The organism is Candidatus Bathyarchaeota archaeon, assembly GCA_026014465.1.
In the GTDB taxonomy this organism is placed as follows: Archaea; Thermoproteota; Bathyarchaeia; order Bathyarchaeales; family Bathycorpusculaceae; genus JADGNF01.
Genome location: JAOZID010000010.1, coordinates 1,602,511 through 1,624,930, shown reverse-complemented (window position 1 = coordinate 1,624,930; position 22,420 = coordinate 1,602,511). Strand labels below are relative to the sequence as shown.

18 protein-coding genes are annotated in these 22,420 nt (G+C 47.6%); 5 read left to right on the top strand and 13 right to left on the bottom strand.

Annotation, left to right across the window (positions count from 1 at the left end; translation table 11 throughout):
• The first annotated feature begins 343 nt into the window (after positions 1-343).
• Complete coding sequence (locus NWF04_10520) at positions 344-3,145, top strand: cation-transporting P-type ATPase (protein ID MCW4007004.1); 2,802 nt, start codon at positions 344-346, stop codon at positions 3,143-3,145.
• 248 nt (positions 3,146-3,393) lie between these two features.
• Positions 3,394-9,033, top strand: a complete 5,640-nt coding sequence (locus NWF04_10515) for a DUF3320 domain-containing protein (protein ID MCW4007003.1) — start codon at positions 3,394-3,396, stop codon at positions 9,031-9,033.
• A 233-nt stretch (positions 9,034-9,266) separates the two neighbouring features.
• Here the strand turns inward: NWF04_10515 and NWF04_10510 are convergent, their stop codons facing one another.
• The 6 genes from NWF04_10510 to NWF04_10485 form a co-directional block, all read right to left on the bottom strand.
• Positions 9,267-11,363: a hypothetical protein gene (locus NWF04_10510; GenBank protein ID MCW4007002.1), complete on the bottom strand. Its 2,097-nt coding sequence runs from the start codon at positions 11,361-11,363 to the stop codon at positions 9,267-9,269.
• A gap of 146 nt (positions 11,364-11,509) precedes the next feature.
• Entirely contained in the window at positions 11,510-12,082 is a 573-nt protein-coding gene (locus tag NWF04_10505) for a hypothetical protein (protein ID MCW4007001.1), read from the bottom strand.
• Complete coding sequence (locus NWF04_10500; protein ID MCW4007000.1) at positions 12,082-12,687, bottom strand: hypothetical protein; 606 nt, start codon at positions 12,685-12,687, stop codon at positions 12,082-12,084. The genes NWF04_10505 and NWF04_10500 overlap by 1 nt, the downstream gene beginning before the upstream one ends.
• 204 nt (positions 12,688-12,891) lie before the next feature.
• Positions 12,892-13,140 carry a hypothetical protein gene (locus tag NWF04_10495; GenBank protein ID MCW4006999.1) on the bottom strand — a complete coding sequence of 83 codons (249 nt, stop codon included), beginning with the start codon at positions 13,138-13,140 and terminating at the stop codon, positions 12,892-12,894.
• Between the two features lie 197 nt (positions 13,141-13,337).
• Positions 13,338-15,221, bottom strand: coding sequence for a phosphoenolpyruvate carboxykinase (GTP) (locus tag NWF04_10490; protein ID MCW4006998.1), 1,884 nt, complete (start codon positions 15,219-15,221; stop codon positions 13,338-13,340).
• Between the two features lie 129 nt (positions 15,222-15,350).
• The gene (locus NWF04_10485) at positions 15,351-16,319 is read right to left on the bottom strand and encodes an asparagine synthetase A (protein MCW4006997.1); all 969 of its coding nucleotides are present in this window, start codon (positions 16,317-16,319) and stop codon (positions 15,351-15,353) included.
• A 130-nt stretch (positions 16,320-16,449) separates the two neighbouring features.
• Here NWF04_10485 and NWF04_10480 point away from each other — a divergent pair, with 130 nt between their 5' ends.
• Positions 16,450-16,956, top strand: a complete 507-nt coding sequence (locus tag NWF04_10480; GenBank protein MCW4006996.1) for an Lrp/AsnC family transcriptional regulator — start codon at positions 16,450-16,452, stop codon at positions 16,954-16,956.
• On the opposite strand, the gene NWF04_10475 is transcribed toward NWF04_10480, so the two are convergent.
• On the bottom strand, positions 16,953-17,396 hold the full coding sequence (locus NWF04_10475) for a helix-turn-helix transcriptional regulator (GenBank protein ID MCW4006995.1): 444 nt from the start codon (positions 17,394-17,396) through the stop codon (positions 16,953-16,955). The two genes, NWF04_10480 and NWF04_10475, sit on opposite strands and share 4 nt — an antisense overlap.
• A 114-nt stretch (positions 17,397-17,510) precedes the next feature.
• On the opposite strand from NWF04_10475, the gene NWF04_10470 reads away from it, so the two are divergent.
• On the top strand, positions 17,511-17,687 hold the full coding sequence (locus tag NWF04_10470; GenBank protein ID MCW4006994.1) for a 4Fe-4S binding protein: 177 nt from the start codon (positions 17,511-17,513) through the stop codon (positions 17,685-17,687).
• The gene (locus NWF04_10465; protein MCW4006993.1) at positions 17,684-18,847 is read left to right on the top strand and encodes an NAD(P)/FAD-dependent oxidoreductase; all 1,164 of its coding nucleotides are present in this window, start codon (positions 17,684-17,686) and stop codon (positions 18,845-18,847) included. The genes NWF04_10470 and NWF04_10465 overlap by 4 nt, the downstream gene beginning before the upstream one ends.
• A gap of 62 nt (positions 18,848-18,909) precedes the next feature.
• On the opposite strand, the gene NWF04_10460 is transcribed toward NWF04_10465, so the two are convergent.
• The 6 genes from NWF04_10460 to NWF04_10435 form a co-directional block, all read right to left on the bottom strand.
• Positions 18,910-19,263, bottom strand: a complete 354-nt coding sequence (locus NWF04_10460) for a hypothetical protein (protein ID MCW4006992.1) — start codon at positions 19,261-19,263, stop codon at positions 18,910-18,912.
• Positions 19,264-19,281: 18 nt separating this feature from the next.
• On the bottom strand, positions 19,282-20,202 hold the full coding sequence (locus NWF04_10455) for a paraslipin (protein ID MCW4006991.1): 921 nt from the start codon (positions 20,200-20,202) through the stop codon (positions 19,282-19,284).
• A 2-nt stretch (positions 20,203-20,204) separates the two neighbouring features.
• Positions 20,205-20,654, bottom strand: a complete 450-nt coding sequence (locus NWF04_10450) for an NfeD family protein (protein ID MCW4006990.1) — start codon at positions 20,652-20,654, stop codon at positions 20,205-20,207.
• Between the two features lie 269 nt (positions 20,655-20,923).
• Positions 20,924-21,244: an Rpp14/Pop5 family protein gene (locus tag NWF04_10445; protein ID MCW4006989.1), complete on the bottom strand. Its 321-nt coding sequence runs from the start codon at positions 21,242-21,244 to the stop codon at positions 20,924-20,926.
• Positions 21,238-21,972: a hypothetical protein gene (locus NWF04_10440; protein MCW4006988.1), complete on the bottom strand. Its 735-nt coding sequence runs from the start codon at positions 21,970-21,972 to the stop codon at positions 21,238-21,240. Before NWF04_10440 ends, NWF04_10445 begins: the two co-directional genes overlap by 7 nt.
• Positions 21,969-22,415: a hypothetical protein gene (locus NWF04_10435; GenBank protein ID MCW4006987.1), complete on the bottom strand. Its 447-nt coding sequence runs from the start codon at positions 22,413-22,415 to the stop codon at positions 21,969-21,971. Before NWF04_10435 ends, NWF04_10440 begins: the two co-directional genes overlap by 4 nt.
• Positions 22,416-22,420 lie beyond the last annotated feature (5 nt).

The window sequence follows — 22,420 nt, the reverse complement described above, 5'->3', positions numbered from 1 at the left end:
CTAAGCAAGTTTGAGGTTTTCACGATGCATTAAAAACGGAATTGCCCATCTGAGCCGCGGGTTTACATTGCTGTTTTGGCGTTTATTTATAAGGAAACTTGACGAAAAGGGTTTTCTTTCCGATTGGTTTAAATGTATCTTGCGGTTTTGTAGGCAAAACAAGCCTTAAGGCAAGTTCGATAGCACGGTGATTAGCGCAGTTGAGGATGCATGTGTGTCGTATAACTGTTCGATTGCAGAAAAACAGCTTCAATAAAGTATTTTCAAGTGAAGCTGCAGTCTTCTGCCTTTGTGATTATTACTCCTAAGGCGTTTTCTTCTAAGAATTTATGAGTTGATTATTGTGGAGAAAGCTTCTTCCCTGTCTCTAAACGAGGTCTTTGATGCCTTGGATTCGTCTCCTGACGGATTAACTAGCGAAGAGGCTAAATCTCGGCTTAAAAAGCACGGCTTAAACAAGCTTGAAGAAAAAAAACAGGTCCCCTTGATCTACAAATTCATCAAGCACTTCAAAGACCTGTTTGGTCTGCTCCTGATTTTTGCAAGCTTCCTCTCCTTTATCAGCGGCAACCCCCAAATCAGCATAATCATACTCGCCGTCGTCTTCATGAACATCTTCTTTAGCCTGTTCCAAGAATCCCGCGCAGAAAAAGCCATGGCAACCCTGAAAAGCTGGATGCCCGAATACGCCAAAGTTATCCGCGGCGGCGAACTCCAAAAAATCTTGGTACGCGAAATCGTTCCAGGCGACATCATAGTTCTTGAAGAGGGCGATAGGGTTCCCGCGGATGCTCGTCTTATTGAAGCGTTTGACTTGTGGACTAACAATGTTCCCTTAACAGGCGAGTCGGAGCCTCAACCGCGGGTTGCAGAGCCATCAAAGAAGATTGAGAAAGCCTTTTTGTATTCTCAAAACCTGATTTTCATGAGCACCAGCGTAGCCAGAGGACAAGGAAAAGCCATCGTCTACTCCACAGGCATGCAAACCCAATTTGGCAAAATCGCCAGCCTAACCCAAACCATACGCGACGACGACAGCCCCCTGCAAAAAGAAATCGCAAACGCCGCAAAATACGACTTCATCATAGCCATCGTCGTAGGCGCCATCTTTTTCTTAGCTAGCAACTTACTGCTGCACATTGACTTTTACAGAAGCATCTTTTTCATGATTGGTGTTATGGTCTGCTGTGTTCCTGAAGGCTTGCAGGTTACAGTTTCCAGTGCCTTGGCAATTAACGTCTTGAAGATGGTTAAACAAAACGTTCTGGTCAAACGCCTGTCTTCCGTGCAAACTTTGGGAAGCGTCACAGTCATCTGCACAGACAAAACAGGCACCATAACCAAGGGCGAAATGACCGTTAACAAGATCTGGATTAGAGACCACAACCAGTCGGTGGATGTTTCAGGCATCGGCTACAACCCTATTGGCGAGTTTACCGTAAACGGCGAGCCCCTGCGCGAATCAGAAAGCTCCTCGTTAGAGATGCTGCTTGAAGCCGTGGCGTTATGCAACGGCGCAAAGATTGACCCGCCCTCAGACAAAAACAAACGATGGGGAATAATCGGAGACCCCACCGACGGCGCCTTGCTAGTTGCTGCCCTCAAATACGGATTAACCATAGAAGACACTTTAGTTGAGAAGCCAAACGTGGATATTTTGCCGTTTAGCTTTGAACGCAAACGCATGACCACCGTGCACCAGCTAAACGATGAAATCTACGTGTACACCAAAGGCGCCCCCAGAAACATACTTGACATCTGCAACAGGATAATCGTGGACGACAAAGTCCAAAATATAGACGAGGAAAAAAGAGAGGAAATCGCAAACAAGGTTCACGAATACGCAAATCAGGGCTTGCGCGTTATCGCTGTGGCTTACAATAAACTGCCTGCCGCAAAGTACTCTAAGGGCGATGATGTGGAGAAGGATTTGATTTTTGTTGGCTTAGCTGCAATGCGTGACCCTCCAAGAGAAGAAGTTAGAGACGCTGTTTTGAAGGCAAAGCAGGCAGGCATAAAAACCGTCATAATCACGGGCGATTATGGTCCAACTGCAGAGTTTATAGCCCAGGAAGTTTGCATCGTCGAAAAACAGTGCTGCCAGATCATACGCGGCGTAGACTTAGACAACTTGGATAACAAAGCCATCGTGGATGAAGTGAAAAAAGGCAACGTCATTTTCGCAAGAGTCTCACCAGAACAAAAACTGCGCATAGTCAAAACCCTGCGAGACAGCGGCGAGGTCATAGCAGTTACAGGAGATGGTGCTAATGATGCCCCCTCGCTCAAAGAAGCAGACATCGGCGTTGCCATGGGGGCCTCAGGAACAGACGTTGCACGCGAAGCCGCAGACATCGTCTTGCTTAACGACAGCTTTGCCTCCATCGTAAAAGCAGTAGAGTCAGGACGAACCATCTACGAAAACCTGCGCAAATTCATAGTCTACGTGTTCTCCCACAACTGGGCAGAACTAATCCCCTACATACTCTACGCCCTAACAGGAATGCCCCTGCCATTGCTGGTGGAGCAGATTTTGGTCATTGACTTGGGTATAGATGTTATTCCCTCGTTGGCGTTGAGCCGTGAACCCCCCGAAGCAGGCATAATGAATGAACCGCCAAGAAGCACCACAGAGAAGCTGTTCTCACTCAAAGTTCTCTCACGCTCAGTGTTCATCGGTGCAATAATTGCTGCAGGCGCCATGATTGGATGCTTAAGCGCTTGGGCGGCAGGTGGCTGGACCATCGGAATGCCCGTACCAACAAACTGGAGCTTTGGCGCAGACATAACCAGCAACTACTACTACCTCAAAGGCATAACCATGGCGTTTGCAGGCATAGTTATGGGACAAGTGGGAAACGTTTTGGCGTGCCGAACCAGCAAGCAGTCCACGTTTAAAGCAAGCTTTAGAGCCAATAAATGGATACTAATTGGCATAGCAGCCCAGCTAATCATAGTTGCAGCAATAATCTATGTGCCGTTCATGCAGCCAGTATTTGGAACCGTACCCTTAGAAGCAGCTGACTGGGTATTCTTGTTTGCGCTCGCAGGCATAGTGGTTATAGCTGAGGAAATCAGGAAACTCTTCAGCCGCCTGCTCTCCAAAAACAAAAAAGAAAAACAAATCACGCAAACCCCCGCTTAAAAGGCATACAAGCAAATAGCTCAAATTAGGGCTGCCTGTTTTGAGGAAGGTTTGTACTTGATTTCATTAAAGAAGCCTGTTTTGACTGTTTTAGACGCTTTTCCAACAAAAATCAGCAGTTACCCACACATTTTCGCACCCACCAAACAGGTTTTATACATGTTCATTACAAAAAGAGTTTTGTTCTGAAAACCATAGTGTAACACAGTACAGCCAACGTATTAGTGGATATTACGCGGGGTCATGTAATGATGCAAAATAGTAGGTCTTCACCCATACAAGACGAATACAGAACGCAGATGTCTAGGCGAATTGAAGATTGGAAATACCGCTTAATCGACCTTTCAAAAAGAAACAACCTTCTCTACTCCAAACCCTCCAAACGAGGAAAACTCACAATAACCAACCCAGACGCAGAAACCATATTCAACAAACTCGTGGTAAAACAAAACCACTTAGAATTTTGGATGCCCACCGAAGAGAAACAGACAGAAGAACAGCCGCAACCCAACGATACAGCAAAGCAGGCAAAAGCGCCTGAAGCAACCCAGCTGGTCTGCGAGAACCCAAACAGAAAAGAAATAGAAAAAGTTCTGAAAAGTTTGCACCGCAGGTCGCTTTCGGATTACAGGGAACGCGGTGTTAGAATTTTACATGCAGCGTTTGGAACTTTAGTGTGGAAGGATATTGCCACGTCTGAGGAGATACGTTCCCCGCTTGTCATGGTGCCCATAGAGCTTAACCGCGAAAACATCCGCAAACCCTTCTCTATCTCAGTTCCTCAAGTAGAAGAAGAAGCCGTCCTAAACCCTGCCCTGCAAGTAAAACTAAAAAACGACTACAAAATCGAGTTGCCCGCGTTCCCCGAAGACCCCGAACAAAGCAGCTTCACAGAATACCTAAACAAAATACGCCAAGCCGTCGCCGAGATGGGCTGGACAGTAGAAACAAACTTGGAAATCGGGCTCTTCTCCTTCCACAAACTAGTCATCTACAAAGACCTTGAAGCCAACTCACAAGTAATTGGTCAGCACCCCATAATCAGGGCGGTCGTTGGAATCAAAGACACCCAGCTAGTGCTAGAGGATTTGCCCGAAGAAAAAGAAGTAGATAAAATCGAGAAGCCTGAGGAGAGCTTCCGAGTTTTGGATGCAGACAGCAGCCAGCGAGTCGCCATAGACTACGCGTTGGAGGGGCAAAGCTTTGTCATGCAAGGTCCCCCAGGCACGGGCAAAAGCCAAACCATTGCAAACATCATATCCGAATGCATCGCACGGGGCAAGTCGGTTTTGTTTGTTAGTGACAAGATGGCTGCGTTGGAGGTTGTTTACAAAAGGCTCAGTGATGTGGGGTTGGCTCATTTTTGTTTGGAGTTGCACAGTAGTAAGGCTAACAAGCAAGAAGTTGTCGCCGAGTTGAAACGGTGCCTTGACGAGCAGCTTGTACACGGCAAAATCCCTTCAGCACACGAATTCGAAAAACTAAAACGGCAACGAGACCAACTCAACGGATACGTCCAAGCCCTGCACACCAAACAGCCAGTTCTGCAAAAAAGCGCCTATGAAGCCTTAGGCGAACTAGCAGCGCTTCAGCAGGTACCCTACGTTGCAGTTGGACTCTCAAGCCCCAAAAGCCTAACACCGCAGAAAATGCAAGAACTAGAAGAGCTAATGACGACGCTTAAAAACGTCTGGCAAGTAATTGATGAACCCGAGTTTCCATGGCGGGGCTACCGCGGCAACAGGTACAACTTGGAAATTCGTGCAGAGTTAACGGCACAGCTTGACCAAGCGCTTTCATCAATGGATATGCTTAGGATAGAATCTTCGGGTTACGCTCAGCAGTTGGGTTTAGAAGCTCCGCCCACGCTAAGCAGGGTGAAGTGGCTAATTGAGTTAAGCGATTTGATGCTGGAGAGCCCCAAGCCTGAGGAAAGCTGGCTGCTAAACCCAGACGTAGACCAACTCGTAACCCAAGCCAAAGCACATCGCGAAACCATCCATTGGTGCCAAGCAACCCGAAACACGCTACTGCAACGCTATGAACCCTCATTTTTCACCATCATGCTAAACATACCCGCAGAACTGGAAAAAGAACTCACGGAAATATCTAACCTTGTCACGCCTGCAAGCATAATTGAAGGTGACCTGTTAAGCAAACGGGAAAACCTGCTTAAGCTGGTTAGGGATACTCCGAATTTGGCGTCGCGTTGGAGCGAGAAAGCCCAAGAACTTGCTGACCTGTTTGGTTTATCTGCGGAGAACCTGACTGCAGAGCGTGTTGAGCAGTTATCGCGGTTGGCTTTGCTGTGTTTTGCCGAGAACAAACCTGATGCCCGCTGGTTTGACCACACAGTCTTTGAGCAAGCCCAAGAAGCACTCAGAGACATACAAAACACATACCAAGAATACAACATCCTACGCGGTAAACTCAAAAAAAGCTACACTGACGGCATCTACGATTTAGACCTTGACGAATACATCAAACGCTACAACGGCACATACAAGGGATTCCTGCGCGGGCTAAGTTCGGGTTACCGCAAAGACCAAAAACACTTAGCACATTTGACACACGACGGCAAGGTTCCTGAAACCGTGCTCAAGGACTTGTTTGAAGCCCGAAAAGTAAAGACACTCAAAGCAGAAATCGACGAACAAGCAACAGAAGTCAAAGAAGCGCTAGGTCACTACTACAAGGGTTACGACACAGATTTTGAGAAAGTTCAAGAGGCGCTTAAAGTAACCGACGAAGCATTCAAGCTTGCAGCAGTACCCACAATACCCCAAAGCCTAGCAGAACAAATCTCGTTCCCAACTATTGCGCCCCAAAGAATACGACAACTAGGCAACGAACTGGGTGAGTCCATAGAAAAATGGAGCCAACTCGTCAACGACCTAGAAGAAGTCATCCCCGCTTTCCTACCCAACTCAAACCTGTCCATCAACCAAACCCCCCTACCCCGCTTAGTACAGTGGGCAAACGAAACCGCCCGCCAACTAATGCCCCTCTACGACTTAACCAAAGAAATCCTTTACTCAGCCAAAGACGAAGAACCAGCCAACTACGCCGCTCTTATAGAGGATTTGAAGACCGCCGAAAGCGTAAGAAGAAAAGAAGCAGAAATCCTCAACGAAAAAGAGGTACTGCAAAACACGTTTGGTTCACGTTTCGCGGATTTAGAAACAGATTGGGATGGCATCTTGTTGGTGCTGGAGTGGACAAAGAAAACCCAGGACTTCATTGAAGTTTCGCCCATGCCCCAAGAAGCAGCGGAAATCATCGCTCAGGGACCTGAAGCTGTTCCGTCTCGAGAGGAGCTTATAAAATTCTATCAAGCAGCGCCCAAAGACCTATCGCTAATAGAGTTAAAGTTTGAGAACGGCACGTTATATCCGAACCAGAAACTGCAAGACATCGACTTAGAAATGCTGTATGACCGAATTACGACGCTGCGTGACCGCGTGGATGATTTGCAGATTTTGGTGGACTTCAAAGAGACCAAGAGCCGTTTTGCCCTTGTTGGATTAGAAGAGTTCTTTGACCGTTTAGTGGAGCAGCATCCGCGAGGTGAAGAACTTATCCAAGTTTTCCGCAAAGGCGCATATCAAGAATGGATTAATGACCTCTACAAGCAGGATTTGCGGTTGGGACGGTTCCGACGAGAAAACCATGAAGGACTCATAGAGGAATTCCGCAAACTAGACCAAGAACTCATCAAACTTGCCTCCAACAAAGTCATACAATCTGCTAACAGCCGAAAACCCCAAGACATAATTATTCAAGCAACCGACTCCGAAGTCAACACATTACTCAAAGAAGCCGCCAAAAAACGCCGCCTCATGCCCATTCGCACATTGCTCCAGAAAATCCCGCACATACTGCCCCGAATCAAACCCTGCATGCTCATGAGCCCCATCTCGGTTAGCCAGTTCCTTGACGCTGAAATGATGAAGTTTGATTTAGTCCTCTTTGACGAAGCTTCACAGATTGTCCCTGAAGACGCTATATGCTCAATTTACCGCGGCAAAACAGTAGTGGTTGCAGGCGACAACAAACAGCTACCCCCCACAAGCTTCTTCCAAAAGACCCTCATTGACGAGGTGGATTGGGATGAAATGTCCGATGACGACGTGGAAGTGTTTGACAGCATTTTGGATGAGTGCTTGGGAATTGGTTTGCCCGTAAAGACTCTACGTTGGCACTACCGAAGCAGACACGAAGATCTCATCGCTTTCTCCAACAACCACTTCTACGACGGCAACCTCGTAACCTTCCCCTCAGCCGAATCCAACCACCACGCACTGGGCGTTAAGCTGTGCTACGTAGAAAATGGCATCTATGACCGCGGAGGCAACCGAGACAACCAAAGAGAAGCCCAAGTCGTCGCCGACCTGGTTTTTGAGCATTTCACCCAACACCCCAACAAGACGCTAGGAGTAGTCACATTTAGCATCGCACAGATGGACGCAGTCGAAGAAGCCATAGAGCAACGCCTAAGACAAGAACCCAAATTTGAAGAGTTCTTCAGAGAAGACCGCTTAGAGGGCTTTTTCATCAAAAACCTCGAAAACGTACAGGGCGACGAACGCGACGTCATGATGTTTAGCGTAGGCTACGGCAAAGACCAGCAAGGCACCATAACCATGAATTTTGGACCCTTAAACAAGCCAGGCGGAGAACGACGCCTAAACGTAGCAGTAACCCGAGCCAGAGAAAAAACCGTCCTGGTAACCTCCATCAAAGCCTCAGACATAGACACAAGAGCCACCCGCGCCGCAGGAGTAGCAACATTGCACGATTACTTGGAGTACGCAGAGAAAGGACCTGAAATTTTGCAGGCAACCAAAGAGCAAGCCGCCAAGTTCGATGCACCTTTGGAAGACGATGTAGCTCAGGAAATTCGCCGCATGGACTTTAAAGTTGAAAGGCAACTGGGCTGCAGCGAATACCGCATCGACATAGCCGTAGTAGACCCCGCAAATCCTGGACGGTACCTGCTTGGCATAGAATGCGATGGCCCAACGTACCGTTCTAGCAGCAGCGCCAGAGACCGCGACCGACTACGCGAGCAAGTGCTCAAACGTTTAGGGTGGAATATTCACCGTGTTTGGTCACCCGCGTGGGTTGCCAGAAGAGAAAGCGAAGTCAGACGCTTAAAAGAAGCACTCACCAAAGCAGGCGAACCCCAGAAAAAACCAAAACCCCAAACCCCAACACAAGACAAAACAAAACCTGACACCACCCGCAAAGTCGAAGTTAGAAAAGTCCAGTTTGCAGGCATCGAAAAAATCGGCGTCCCATACAAGGTACACAAACTAAAAGCAACCGTCAAACCCTACGTCAAAGTAACCATAAGCAAGCCGCCCTACAGCGAGAAACAAAAAAACGAGTTCCACTTCACCGAAAACCGCACCCAACAAAGACGCCTACTAGCCGAGCTGGTGAAAGCTGAAGGCCCAGTTCATTTTGAATACGCCGTTCAAAGATTAGCATCAGCGTGGGGTCTTAAACGGGTAAGCCCAAAAGTTACGCAGGCAGTGCAGGAAGCTTTGGATTTGCTGGTTCGAGAAAAACGCGTACTTGTTCGCGATGATTTCTTGTGGCCTGTGGATATGGTTGAGGTTGACGTGAGGGTGCCAGCGGTAAACGCTCCTGAATCAAAGAGGTTGCCTGAACATATTCCCCCTGAAGAAATCGAGAAAGCCATGAAGATGATTGCCCAGTACTCGCTTGGGATAGACGCGGAAGCATTGATTACAGAAACAGGCAAAGTTTTCGGATTCACGCATGGCGGAGAGAAAATCAAGGAAGTCACCCAAGAAGTCTACGAACAGATGCTACGCGAGAAAAAACTTGTCACAGAAAACGGCGTAGTCACCGCCACATAACCAACAATCCAACAAAAACCCTTTTTATTTTTTTCTAAGTTATTTTTCTACGCAAGCAAAGACAGAAATAACTTCTACGATGCCCCATCAGAAAAGTTGAGGCTGACAAACTCAAACGTGAAAACAGGTTTCAACTCAAGTAAAAGGCGCAGTGATGCTGTACATAGAAACTTGTTTTAGAAAGCAAGAATCAAAAAAAAGAAAAGAGGTTGTTGTTTGGTTTTGAAGGGTTTTTACCCTGCGATTTTTTGGCGCATCAAAATAATTGATGCAATTGCTGCGATTGCTGCGATAAGGGCTAAGACGATTGCTACGTAGACTAGTGTGGGTATGCCGCTAACGTTGTTTTGAGTGTCGCTGACTTCGCTTTGTAGGCCGCTGATGTCTGCTTCTAGTGTGCCGATGTCAGTTTGGATGGTTGCTACGTTGCCGCTGATTGAGGTGACTGTACCCTGGAGTGAGCCTAGGTCAGTCTTGATTGTTGCGATGTCGCCGTTAAGACCAGTAACTTTGGTGTTGATTGAGTCTAGTGTGGTTTCAAATGAGCCAACAGATGTTTCGATGGTTACGACTCTTCCTGCTACATCGCCGAGAACTGCGTCGATGCTTGCAAGGGTCGTGGTGATGGTGCCTAAGTCAGGGATGTTGATTGTTGCAACGCTGTTCTTGATGCTGGTTACAGTGCCTTGAACTTCGCCGATGTCGGTCATTACAGTTGCAATGTCGCCGCTGATGTCAACAAGCATTCCTTCAAGGTCGTTAACTGCGTTAACAACACCACCAGTTCCACCTAAGCCAACAGCGAATAGGTTGGTTGCTTTTGCAGCAACGCCAGTGCTAGCAGGGGTATAAGCAACTGTCCAGTTCCATGAGCCTAGTGGGGCATCATTGGGCAAGACAATTGGGTTACCAGTGACGGCTCCGTTGCTAGCGGGTACTGTTTGGTTTTGATAGCGGACACTTTGGCTACTGTCAGGGTTAGCAGTTAATGCCCATATAGCAGTCCACCAAACGTTGCCGCTGGGGTCTCTAATGGTGACATTGATTGTGCCCAAACTTGATTCTGTAGTGTAGATGGTGAAGCTTAGTCTATCGCCTTGGACGTAGGAATTGCTGTTGAGGGTAATAGTGGTTGCGGGAGTTGGGCTTACAGTGAAGGTCGTTGAAGAAGATGCACCGTTTTCATCTGTAATGGTCAAAGTGTACGTGCCAGGTGTAATGTTTGGAACTGAGAATTCAGTGTCAAATGCACCGTACATGTCGGTTGGACCAAAGCGGGCATCTGTTGCAGTGCTGTTTACTTCTGTGGTACCAATGGTCAAGGTTATGTTTGCATTTGCAGTGAATACGTTAGTGCCGTTAGTTATGCCAATTACAACGCCAGCTTGGCCGTTAGCTGCTGAGAGTACAGGCGCAGATGGGGGTGCAGTAACGAAGAAGAATGCTTCTACGTAGTTAGTGACGCCCCAAACGGCGTGGATTGTACGGTTACCTGCACCGATTAGGTCAGGCAAGGTATAATCGAAAGTAAGTGTACCGTCAGCTGCTGAAGTAGATTGACCGATATTTACGCCGTCGATTTGGATGTTAGCTAGTGTGTTGGGTGGAATTCTACCGTTGATTGTTATGTCAATGCTTGGTGGACCAGAGGAAGGTGAAACTGTCAGGTAATAGTTGATTGTGATGGTGGTTGTTACGTTAACACCTGCGGCATCAGTCATGTTGACAGTGTAGGGTGTTGTGCTTAGTGCTAAGTTGGGAATAACAACTGTCTGTGTTACAGAACCTGTACTATTTGTTGAGCCAGTAGTAGACAACGTGAATGTGTGGGTGCCGTTGTAAATTGTTGAGGTAACTGCACTATTTGCGGTAAAGCCATGACCAGTAAGGGTAATAGAGTCACCTGGAAGAGCTTTTGAGGTAGAAAGCCTGAGAGATGCATTAACTACCAAAACGGTGTTTTCGGTTGCGCCAGCAATGGTGTCATAAACGTAGATTGTGTGGACACCGTTTGTTGCTGAAGGTATAGTGATTTGTGCGGAGTAGGTGCCTGCAGCGTTTGCTGTTGTTTGGTTAAGCAGATTGGCGGTTGAGATGCTGTCAAAGTAAATTTGTACTGGACCACCGCCAGTGGCACCGGTACCGTTGATGAGCATTCTGCTGTTAACTATTGAACTGTTTGTTTGAGCACCTATAGCACCAGTAATAACGTTGACTGGGTAAAGTGCTTCGTCGCCGGTTAGTGCGGATGCGGGGGTTGCGACTGCTACGACTGAGAGCAATAGAAGGGCCATTGTCGCGGTTGAGAATACTTTTTTGTTTATTTGCATTACTTTTTTTTCTCCTAGAGTTTTTCTGAGTAACGGATACTCTAAAAGACGTATTTAATGTTTGTGTACACAGGTTTAACCGCGAAAAAATGGTTGTATACACTTAAAGTAGCGACGTATATATGTGCATAATAGACACGAAAGGGTTACTTTCGGGATTCGAGAATAATCATGCCTTTTAGACAGTCTAGTTTGTGAGTTGTGTAGCCAAGCCCTGTCATGACGCCTTCAACATATTTAGCTAACAGGGCGGTACTTTCTAAGGTCATAACGGTAGAGACACACCGCACCTTAACAACATCAACTCCAGCGACCTTTATATCAACTTCGTTTAGGTCCCAACGGCTAAGCTCCATAAAATCTTTGAACGCTTCAACAGGGTCGTCAAAGGTTTCCTTTAGGTATTTGCCGTTCCACTGTCCGCTTTCAAACCACAGCCGTTGCACTTGAGAAGCGTTGTGCCTGCAGTTTTTGATCATATAATCTAGCACGCCTGAAGGGACAAATAAGCCTCCTAAAACCCTGTGAGTCTGCAGTACGTTGAAAAAAGCTGCGACTTCTTTGGAAGTGTAGCCTAACTCGTTGACTTTGACCACTTGGGTTAATGCCGCTTCAACTAGTTTGCTTAAAGATACGCCTTCATCGCGGGAGACCTTGGCAGCCTGCTCAATTAGGTTTTCAGAAACATAAACAAGTTTTTTGCCTTTGCCTGTGGACATCAGTTCCCCCTCTTTACGGCTTCTAAGCGGATATTGCCTCTGCCAACCTCATTGAAGGTCAACTCATAGCCTAAGGTAGTTAAAAATCCTTCTAGGTAACGGTTGAACAGGATAGTGTATGACTCGGAGAATCGGGGGCTTAGAATTCTAGCTGAAACCATGTTGCCCGAACGTTCAACGTTGACTTGAGGGATGTTCCAGCCAAAAGCCTTCAGTTCACGTTCAAACGAGGCTATAGGGTCATCTACATCTCTAGCGAGGTACCGCTGCGCAACCCAAACACCCGAGTTAAACCATATCTGTTTTGTCTGGTCAGCTGCTACGTCATAGGCTAACTGGGTGGTGTCGTAGAGAAGGTTTTCTAAAACCAAAGTGAAGCTTGCTTCTTTGACTTCACGTGCAAGCTCATAAGCCGAAACAGCATCCTTCAGACTTACCCCCATACTGTCGACTTTTATGGCTAAATCCAGCAGGTCGTTTACCATGCTGAAAACCGTAAAGCCTCTACGGGCAGCAATTTTGCCAATCTTGTCCGCCAAGTCATCTCTAGCGGCAAGCATCTTTCGTCTACCGCTACTAACCAAGGTTTGCTCCTCATCAGTCAACAGATATGGAACCTAATAAAACCACCTTAAAACAAAAAAAGCAAACCATAACAGCGCCTTTAGCAACTCCACAGATAAAACCAGTTCACAGGCAGAACAGCAGTGTTCACCAACCAGAACAGGGCGTCCAATTATTAGAACACCACATAATCCTTGTTTAGAAAGGTTCTAAGGGGCTGCAAAAAGCAAAGTTTGCTTTGGATTTTATTCGTCGGTTATTTGGAATCCAGTGAGGGTTATAACTGTCCCGCAAGTCTTGCACGAAATGACCAGCGCCACTAACTCGTCTTTGTCAACTTTGGTTTCAAGTATGTTGTAAACCTTTTCAGATTCGTCTTCAGGAGAAATCAGGGTTCCGCATGTGGGGCAAGGAAAAGAGCCGTCGCCTTCAATTTTGGACAAGTCTACTTTGTGCACGTTGTTTTCTTGGGACATCATCACGTTTTTAATCATGCCTTTTGCACCTTTCGTTGTTTTTTTCCTTGCTATGAGTAAACCCCCTTAGGATAGTTAACAATTATGAATCATTAATCTGTACATAACCCACATTTAAGATTGACGTAGAATAGGCGGTAAAAAGATGGACACTTTGAAATGCCCAGCACTAAGACGCGATTGATACGTCGCGGCGGGCACTCAAGTGCGGCGGGTTAGTTTTCTAGTTTTTCGGGGGAGATGTAGTCGCCAAAGCGGGCTTGGGCTTCGAGGAGGCGTTCGCGTTGCATGTAAAGAATGCCAAAGAGTTCTAAGGGTATGTCGGAGACGTTCTTTTGGTAGAATGTTTGTACACGTTCGATTTTCGCTAAGTTTTCTGGGATTCTGATGGTGAACTGTTTGATGTAGTCTTCTTTGGAGTAGTCTTTGTTTAGGACTTCTTTGAATAGACGTTTTAGGTCTTCGTATTTGGGTATGTAACCAGTTGGGCCTTTTAGGGCTTCCACTTCGTTGTGTACCCGAAGTTCCATCCATTTTATCCATACGTGCTTGTCCCGTGGAGAGTTCAAGTATTCACCGCTGTCTTTGTCGCGCAGGAAGTAGTTAACGCCAAAAACAAGCGGCGCCTTTGATAGTTTGTTGCCAAACTCCAAGTTGTTGCGCACGTTTTGCCCCAGCGGAATCGAAATGAAGTCCTGGATGCTCATCATGTTGATTTCAGGAACCCCCTCTTTTCCAACGGTAGCAAAGGTTGTTTCGGTTTCCAAGGAGGCGCCATACGCGATTATTCCGTGGCACCAGTCAAAGCTTTGCTGCACAGGAACATATGCTTTCGCGTCACGACCGCCGTACATGATGCCGCCTAAAGCTACGCCGTTGGGATTGTTTAGTTCAGGGTCACAGTTCTCTAGCGCACGCAAAGAAACCGCGTAACGCGCGTTCTTGTGAGCAGGAGGAATTTCTACACCTGCTTCGTCGGTTTTGCCTTCAAACCATGCACCGGAAAAGTTCATGCCTTCTTTGGGGAGGGGTGTGCCCATGCCTAGCCAGTAGGGTTTGCTGTCTTTGACTAGGATGTTTGAGAAGACGATTTCTCCGGGGTTGTTGAGGACTTTGTGGATTAGCTGGTCGTCTTGGGGGTTTACGTCTTTGATTATGCCAAAGATTCCTGATTCGACGTTTACTGCGCGGGCAACGGAGTCGATGTCGCGTATGTAGGCTATGTCATCACCTAGGATGGTTTCGCCGGGGAGCATGGCTGTTGAGGTTTTGCCGCATGCGCTTGGGAAGGCTCCTGCGAAGTAGGTTTTGCGTTTGTTTGGTCCGTGTACGCCCATGAGGAGCATGTGTTCGGCTAGCCAGCCTTCGCTGTTGGCTTTGCGTATGGCTAAACGGAAGGCGAGTTTTTTGAAGCCCACAGAGTTGCCTGCGTACTGGGTGTTGATGCTGTAGATGGTGTTGTCCATGTTGTCAATGTAGATGCATTTCTTGTCGTCATCAATGCTGACCATATCCTCGCTAAGCCTGCCTGCAGAATGAATCACCCGCAGAAAATCACTCTTTGAACCAACTTTAACAAACTGGTTATAGCCAGGGCGGTAAAGCAAATCTTCAGTGTGGGCAACATACCATGAGTCGGTACATTGTAAACCAAGAATCGTAAATACTGAATCAACTGGACCCAACGAGATGAAACGCACAATCATGGTGCGTCCTTTCATGGAATCTTTGAGTAAATTCTTGACTTGGGCTAGGCCTTCTTGCCTGTCGATTTGGTTGAGGGCTTTGCTAAGAGAAACTCCGCGTGGAACCAGATACTTGGTTGCTTTGCGGTCTCTGCCTTGGTCGTTCATGCCATCAAAATGAACCGTATGTCCGGAAAGCTCAAAAATCGCGCGTTCTTCACCTGTGGCTATGGCTTCTTGTCGGACATGCGCGATATCCTCAGCAGAATCACTGCACACAAAAATTTTATCAGGATGACAAAGGTCGCTGGCTTTAGCCACAAACTCGTGAACAATTGGGTTATCTATTGCACATAATTTTTTGTAGTCAGCAAGACTTAACTTATGCTGTAACGCTTCAAGGTAAGGATTCATACATTTGCACCTATCAAATAAACTTCTCTTCGTCCCTTTCTGAGCCTCAGTATACGAAATAAACCTTTTCTAAAGCAAATAAAGAGAAGGAAAAGGGGTTTTTGGTGTGTTAGGCACCGTTTTTTCTTGTTAGAGTTGGTGTACGATGCCAGGTACACGTGGGAACGGCTGGGTTTCTGCGATGTGTTTGCAGCCAGTGATCCAAGCTACGATGCGTTCCATGCCGATTCCGCCGCCTGCAGAGGGTTTGAGTTTTCCTTCTTCAGCTAGCTTGAGCAGCAGGGAATAGTTGTCTTTTTTGACTTGGTCACGTTCGATTTTCTTTAGAATCTTGGAGTATTCCCATTCGCGTTTTGCGCCTGAGAGAACCTCGCCAAACTGGGGCAAGAACAGGTCATAGTTGTCCCATTTGCCTGTGGCAAAGTCTTCGAAGTCGTAGAATTCTCGGGGGATGTTTTTGACCCAGACGGGCTCGTCGTATTCTGTGGCTACGCTGGTTTCCCATTCGGCGCCATACTCTGCTTCGAGGTCGTCTTTGTCTAGGACTTTGAAGGGGGCTTTTGGAACTTTGAGTTCGTCGCAGCGGCAAAGAGCTGTTAGTTCGTCTTTGAGGTCGCGTTTTGCGCTGGTTACCAAGCTGACTATGCAGTCTTCGACCATGGTGAAGACGTCTTTGGAGGAGGCGCCTTGGACTTCAAAGTCGATTTGGGTGAATTCGTAGATGTGTTTGCCGGTTTTGGCGCGTTCTGCTTTTTCGATGCGTATGTTTGGGGAGACAATGAATAGTTTGGGGTAGGCTAGGCTGGAGGCGACGAGTTTGTGGATGATCATGCTGGCGGTTGTGCGTACGGTGGTGTCGTAGATGTCAACTTCGATGCGTTTGCCTATGGAGGCGCCTGGGTCGGGCCATAGGGGGTCGGTGCTTTGGCTTAGGGCTACGGGCAAGAGCCATTGGAAACCATCGTCCATGAGTTTGCTGGTTAGATGCCTAAGCGTGTAGGTCATCACTTTGCCTATGCGGGATTTTTTTTCAAGCTCAGCTGGGGTTAGCTGGTCTAGGGGTTTGGGTATATCTATGGGTGAACAGGTTGAGGTCATGATTGTTCATCTCGGATGTTGTTATTGACAGTAGGTGCGCAAGCTACATTATAAATTTTTTATAAAAAAAACTGTAATTCTTACAAAAAACCATAACCTTCAATAATTAAAGCTGTAATATTTACAAATTATGCCAGCAATCAGGCTAGACGAAAAAGACCTCGCCATACTTGCGCTCATCCAAGAAAACAGCAAACTCACCGCCAAACAAATCGCCAAAAAAACCAATACCCCCTTAACCACCGTCTTTGCCAAAACCAAACGCATGGAAGAACAAGGCATAATCCGCCAATACCGAGCCATCGTCGCACCCGAAAAACTCGGAGCCGCAACCGCAGCATTCATCTTAGCATCGGTTTCGTATCGGGAAAAAGCAGCAAATGGCTTGCCAATCTCGCAGCGCATGGTAGCCGAAGAAATCGCCAAGCACGCAGAAGTTCAAGAAGTACACATAATCACGGGAGACTGGGATTTGCTAGTCAAGCTGCGAACCGAAAACGTGGACGCCGTGGGAAAATTCGTGGTGGACAAACTGCGCATAATCAACGGACTGGAAAAAACGCTAACGTGCATGGTTTTTGAAACCGTCAAGGACACAACTAAAGTTGCGGTGCCACTAAAACGGCAAACGGATTAGTTTTTTGGGTCTTCTTCGGTGACGGCGTAGTAGAGCAGGGGCACTGCGAGCAGAACGGTGTTTTTGCCTTTTTTGGTTAGTTTGTATTCTACGCGTAGGGGTGGTCCGTTTTGGACGTTGCGGTCTATGTAGCGGTGGGTTTGGAGGGTTTTGAGTTTGTCGCTTAGGGTGCGCGAGTTGACGTTGAGGACGTTTTTTAGTTCGCCAAATCCCATGGTTTCTTTGAGGAAGAGGGTGTAGAGGATTTTGAGGTTCCATTTTTGGAAGAGCAAATCAAAGGTGGCTTCTAGGCTGGTTAGTTCTTCTTCGAGGGCTTTGGGGTTTAGTTCTTGTTTCTCGGTGATTTCGGCGAGCGTTGCTTGTATGCCTTGGAGGGTGTGGTCTAGGCGGTTTTCGATAAGTTTGCGCAGCTCAGCGCTTAGAGCAATCTTTGGGCTCATTTAGGGCACACCTGGTGTGTGGCGGCTCACTTTATGATTTATAAGAGCCACAGCACAAGTTTACTTATCCAACAAGGTATAAAAACCACACCCTGTGTACGGATGTTAAAGCTTATGACATGGAAAATAAACAATAACCGATGCCTGCGATGCGGCGGATGCGTCTCTGTTTGCCCAACAGCCGCACTAGAACTAAAAGACAACGTAATCAACAACACCCAACTCTGCACGCTGTGCGGAATCTGCCAAACCGCATGCCCCGTAGAAGCCATAAAGGTGACCAAACAATGAACGATGTAATAGTAATCGGAGCAGGACCTGCAGGAACCGCCTGCGCAAAAAAACTTGCAGAAAACGGACTCTCCGTCAAAGTATATGAGAAAAGAGCTGAAATCGGCGCTCCCAAACGATGCGGCGAAGGCATAAGCGAAGCCAGCCAAGACTTCGTAGGCAAAGTCCCCGAACGGTGCATAGCCCGAAGAATCAAAGGCGCCAGAATATATGCTCCCGATGGCAGACACTTAGATGCTGTGTTGGAGAAGGGCGGCATGGTTTTAGAGCGCAAAGTTTTCGATAAATGGCTTGCTGAAGAAGCCGTCAAAGCAGGCGCACAGGTTCAGGCGAACACGTTTGTTTCAAGCCTACTCAAAGACGATAGGGGCTACTATACGGGCGTGAAAGCCGAGTTTTTGGGCAACGAGTGTGAGGACAAAGCCAAAGTGGTTGTCTGCGCTACGGGCGCTGAGTCTCCTTTGCGTACTCAAGCTTTGGGCGTGTACTCAAAAGTTAACCTAATTGACTCCTGCATCCAATACGAGATGACTAACATCGAAACTGACCCTGACTTCATACACATCTACCTCTCCAGCGTCCTAGCCCCCAGAGGCTACGTGTGGGTCTTCCCCAAAGGCGAACACCGAGCAAACGTAGGGTTAGGCATCGTGCCCCAAGACAAAAAACCCAAAGAATTCATGAACCAATTCCTCGCGCAGCACCCTGAAATTAGCAAGGGCTCGATTTTGGAAGTTAACGCGGGCTGTGTCCCCGTGGGCGGCTTAGTCAAAGACATGGTTGCAAACGGTTTCGTACTGTGCGGAGAAGGCGCAAACCACGTCAACGCAATCCACGGCGGGGGCATAAAAGAAGCCGTCATATCCGGGCAACTCGCAGCCGACACCATAACAACATGCCTCAAAAAAGATGATGTCTCCAAAAAAGCACTCTCCACCTACAACGAAGTCTGGTGGGACGAACGCGGCAGCCACCTCAAAAAAGTCGAAAAACTCCGCGAAACCCTAGAAAAACTCTCCGACCAAGACCTCAACGACCTCGTAGATGCCCTTAAACCCGAAGACATCATCGAATTCGCCCGAGGCGCAAAACTAGGCACCCTAGCCAAAGTCCTCATGCGAAAACCCAAACTCGTAGGCATCGCACGCCACCTACTCTAAACCTCTTTTCTTCTTTTTCGTTCTTTGTTTGTTTTCAAAAAAGTTGGGGGTTTGGTGCGGTTTTATCGTACCATGCGTTTGTTTTGTTGGGAGCTTATGGAGCGTTTGAAGGCTTTTTGCATTTGCATTTGTTTGTAGCGTTCGTAGTCTAGGTTGCTTTCTGGGTGCAGTAGTTTGAATTGGCGGTAGGGTAAGCGGATGTCGAGTTCCATTTGGTCGCTAAAGCCGTCGGGGGAAGTGACGTAGCGGGGGGCAGTGGGGGGTTGGTTGTATTGGGAATTTTGGGGGTTTGTGCTGCTTTGATATGGCTGTTGGTTCCAGGATTTTTTTTGCTTCATTGACGCGACTAGGCTAAGAAACATGACGACACCAAACAGGAGCAGGAAGAGTATAGGAATAAAAAGAGAAGTGTCCATGTTGTTTCACTTCCCCGTTTACTCGCGCTCATTTGTGGTTTTCTTGGCTTCCTTGTTTAGGGGTAGTACGGTTGTGCCTTCGAGTCCTATGACGTTTAGGATGTCAGAGTTTGAGGGGACTACGATTTTGGTTTGTTGGCTAAAGGTTTCTTGCACGACGTCTAGTCTCTTGTTTAGCTGCGCGTTTTCTTTGAAGTACTGATTGGCGGATTCTGAGACGACTTTGATGGCTTTGGCTTGGGCTTCGGCAACTAACTCTACGGATTTGGCTTCACCCTCCGCTTCAAGTATGGCAGCTTGCTTTGCTCCCTGCGCTGTTAGGATGGCTCCAAGTTTTTCTTGCTCTGCGGCTTCTTTGCGTCCTGTAGCGAGCAGGCGTAGTTGGCGTCTTTCTTGTTCGGCGGTTTTTTGCTTGTGCATGGCAAGCTGGATGTCTTGGGGCGGGTCAATGCGTTGCAGTTCAATGCGATTCACCTTGGTTCCCCATTTGTCAGTTGCCTGGTCAAGTACGCTGCGCAGTTCCACGTTGATTTTTTCGCGGCTTGTCAAGCACACGTCCAAAGACATCTCACCTACGATGTTGCGCAAAGTGGTTTGAGCTAGCTTGATGATGGCGAGTTCGAAGTCTTCGATTTCGTACAGCGCCCGTTTGGCGTCTATGACTTGGTAGTAGATTACGGCGTCTATGGTGACGACGACGTTATCTTCAGTGATGATTTCCTGCGGCGGCACATCGATTACTTGTTCGCGCATGTTTACGCGGTAGATGCGCTCCACAAAAGGCACCACCATTCGAAGCCCGGGCTCAACCATTTTTTCGTAAGCGTTAAACCGCTCCACGATGCCCTTTTCGTACTGGTTGACCTTTTTCACGGATGCTGAAAACAGCACAAAAATAACGACCACAACAATAACAGCAATTATTTCTAGTTCATACAATTTTATTCAGTCACTCCTTCAACTATTAGGGTGACCCCTTCGATGCGAACCACTCTCACTTTGCTGCCCTGCGCAATAACCTCGTTATCTGCAGGCCGCGCCAGCCACAATTCGCCGCCAACGCGAACGGTTCCGCCGTCAAGCGGGGTTATGTCGTTTTTGGCAAATGTTTCTTTGCCTATCATCACATCTGCGTTTGTCCTTGTCAAGCTGACGTTGAGCGGGTCTAAAAAACCGCCTCCGCGGATTTCCTCCATTTTGAACTCTGCGTCTTTGAGGTGATTCATGCGTCTGATGAATTCTCCTAAATCGTCGCTGCTCAAATCGACTTCTAGCAGGAAAGCAGTTCCGCGGCGATTGAGCTTGTAGGACATGCGGTATTTGTCCGCAAATTTTGAAAGCAGCTGCGCAATTTTAAGCTCGTCGGCTTTAACAGTGAAAAAGGCTTTCAAAGGCGTTACCCACCATTAATATGTATAAATGAACATATAAGGATATCGACAGTCATCGATGGACATCAGCAAGCATCAACAGACAACGCAGGCAAGAAGCTCCAAAGAGGCCATGACGCAAAAAGACGAGAAAAGACGCACAGAGACGCATAGGGACACATAGTGACGCAAGAAACAGCCGTTTTGAGCCCTAAAACAAAAAAGGCAAGTAAAACAGGCTCTTCAAAAAAGGGGAGGGTACACCAAGGAAGCAGCAAAAAGAAAGGAGGTTAGAGGCGTATTTTGTTGCGCAGGGCTTTTATGGTTCCTGAAATCGCCAAGACATGCACGGCGGCGTCGTGTTCTGCAATGCTCCTAATAGTTGCTAAGGCTACTCGTGTGGAATCTGCGGCGCACAAGTTTACTCGTAGCATTGCCAGTTTGTGTTCAGGGACGTAATCAATTAGGACCAGCCCGGCAAAGCTTGCTCCAAACTCGCCGTAAAGCCGCGTCACGGAGCCCCAAACGGCATCCATGAATTCGCGCTCAGCAGGCATGCATTGGATATCTAGTTGCAAGGCTATGTAGCGGCGTTTTACGCGTTTTAGCATTGTTTTCCCTGCCTGACAACTTGTATGCCTGGAGCAACAAAGCTTTGGCTAAGTTTTTGACGGTTGCGTGCCACAATCGCCGCGGGGTTTGCAGAAACGGAGTCTAAAGCAGCTTGGCCGTCTAAGCCAAACAGTGACGCAATGAGGGCAACTTCGCGGGGTTTGCGCAAAAGCATCAGCTCAGATGCGCCGCTGGAAACCACCACGGACATGTGAAAACCCAAAGCCACCCTAAGTTCTCGGCGCAGACAAGAAAGCAGCCGTACCCTGGGTGGACCTTCCAAAACCAGCAACGGCTTCACATCCACCTCCAAAGTCGCAAGACCCACATCAGCTAACTCGGCTTCTGCGCGGTCAAAAAAGCGGCGACGGTAATCAAAAAGCGGAAAATTCAGCAAATCCACCCTACGGTCTTTAGCAGCCTGCCGCGCAACATCCTTGCTTTCACACAAAACACAAACCACCTCAAATTTTCGCCTTACCCGACGCAGCTGGCTTAGCAGGTCAGGCTGGTTTTTAGGACGCAAATCTACGCGAGAAACAAAATCCAACCCCGCATCAGCAAAAACAGCTCTGAATTGCGCAGTTTCTTCGGGGCGGGCATCAGGTGAGAGGGGGACGCCTACGGTTTTGTAGCCTAACTCGGCGAGTTTTTGTGCGTATGCTTGGGCGTCGGAGGGGGTTTTGGTTTTGAGGCGCAGGTGCAAATCGGTGAAGTTGCGTTTCATGGGAGTAGCCCTTTTTGCCTGCAAATCTCTTGGATTTCTTGAGGCGTTTTGTTTTTGAAGTGGATTTTGAAGTGTATGGGGTCGTTGGAGGCGAGTTTTAGGGCTCCGCAAAAAGCAGCTTGTTTGTCAAAGCGCAAATACAGGTTGTGTTTTTCTATGTGATGTAAAATTTCGTCGGCTAAAGCGTCTTTGTCAAGCGTGTTTAGGTCTTGAGCAAACTTTTCTAAGGCACAGGGCAAAGTGGTGCGGTCGGAGAGTTTGGTGGATACGAGAACAATGGGGTTACCATGGTGCCCAGTTAAGGAGACCTTGTTGAAGGTTAAGTCTTCAGTTAGGGTTTCGGGGAGCGTGTTACAGACTGCTGTTTGGACTTTTTCTAAGTCCTCAGTAGCGTGGCTGGTAACTCGGATTTCCATGTAAGAGATAGGAAATTTAGAAGACAAAGGGG

Coding starts and splice junctions, on each gene's coding strand:
- NWF04_10460 (MCW4006992.1), bottom strand. CDS start 19,263: ATGGACACTTCTCTTTTTATTCCTATACTCTTCCTGCTCCTGTTTGGT.
- NWF04_10465 (MCW4006993.1), top strand. CDS start 17,684: ATGAACGATGTAATAGTAATCGGAGCAGGACCTGCAGGAACCGCCTGC.
- NWF04_10440 (MCW4006988.1), bottom strand. CDS start 21,972: ATGAAACGCAACTTCACCGATTTGCACCTGCGCCTCAAAACCAAAACC.
- NWF04_10485 (MCW4006997.1), bottom strand. CDS start 16,319: ATGACCTCAACCTGTTCACCCATAGATATACCCAAACCCCTAGACCAG.
- NWF04_10480 (MCW4006996.1), top strand. CDS start 16,450: ATGCCAGCAATCAGGCTAGACGAAAAAGACCTCGCCATACTTGCGCTC.
- NWF04_10495 (MCW4006999.1), bottom strand. CDS start 13,140: ATGATTAAAAACGTGATGATGTCCCAAGAAAACAACGTGCACAAAGTA.
- NWF04_10470 (MCW4006994.1), top strand. CDS start 17,511: ATGACATGGAAAATAAACAATAACCGATGCCTGCGATGCGGCGGATGC.
- NWF04_10475 (MCW4006995.1), bottom strand. CDS start 17,396: ATGAGCCCAAAGATTGCTCTAAGCGCTGAGCTGCGCAAACTTATCGAA.
- NWF04_10510 (MCW4007002.1), bottom strand. CDS start 11,363: ATGCAAATAAACAAAAAAGTATTCTCAACCGCGACAATGGCCCTTCTA.
- NWF04_10445 (MCW4006989.1), bottom strand. CDS start 21,244: ATGCTAAAACGCGTAAAACGCCGCTACATAGCCTTGCAACTAGATATC.
- NWF04_10490 (MCW4006998.1), bottom strand. CDS start 15,221: ATGAATCCTTACCTTGAAGCGTTACAGCATAAGTTAAGTCTTGCTGAC.
- NWF04_10515 (MCW4007003.1), top strand. CDS start 3,394: ATGATGCAAAATAGTAGGTCTTCACCCATACAAGACGAATACAGAACG.
- NWF04_10505 (MCW4007001.1), bottom strand. CDS start 12,082: ATGTCCACAGGCAAAGGCAAAAAACTTGTTTATGTTTCTGAAAACCTA.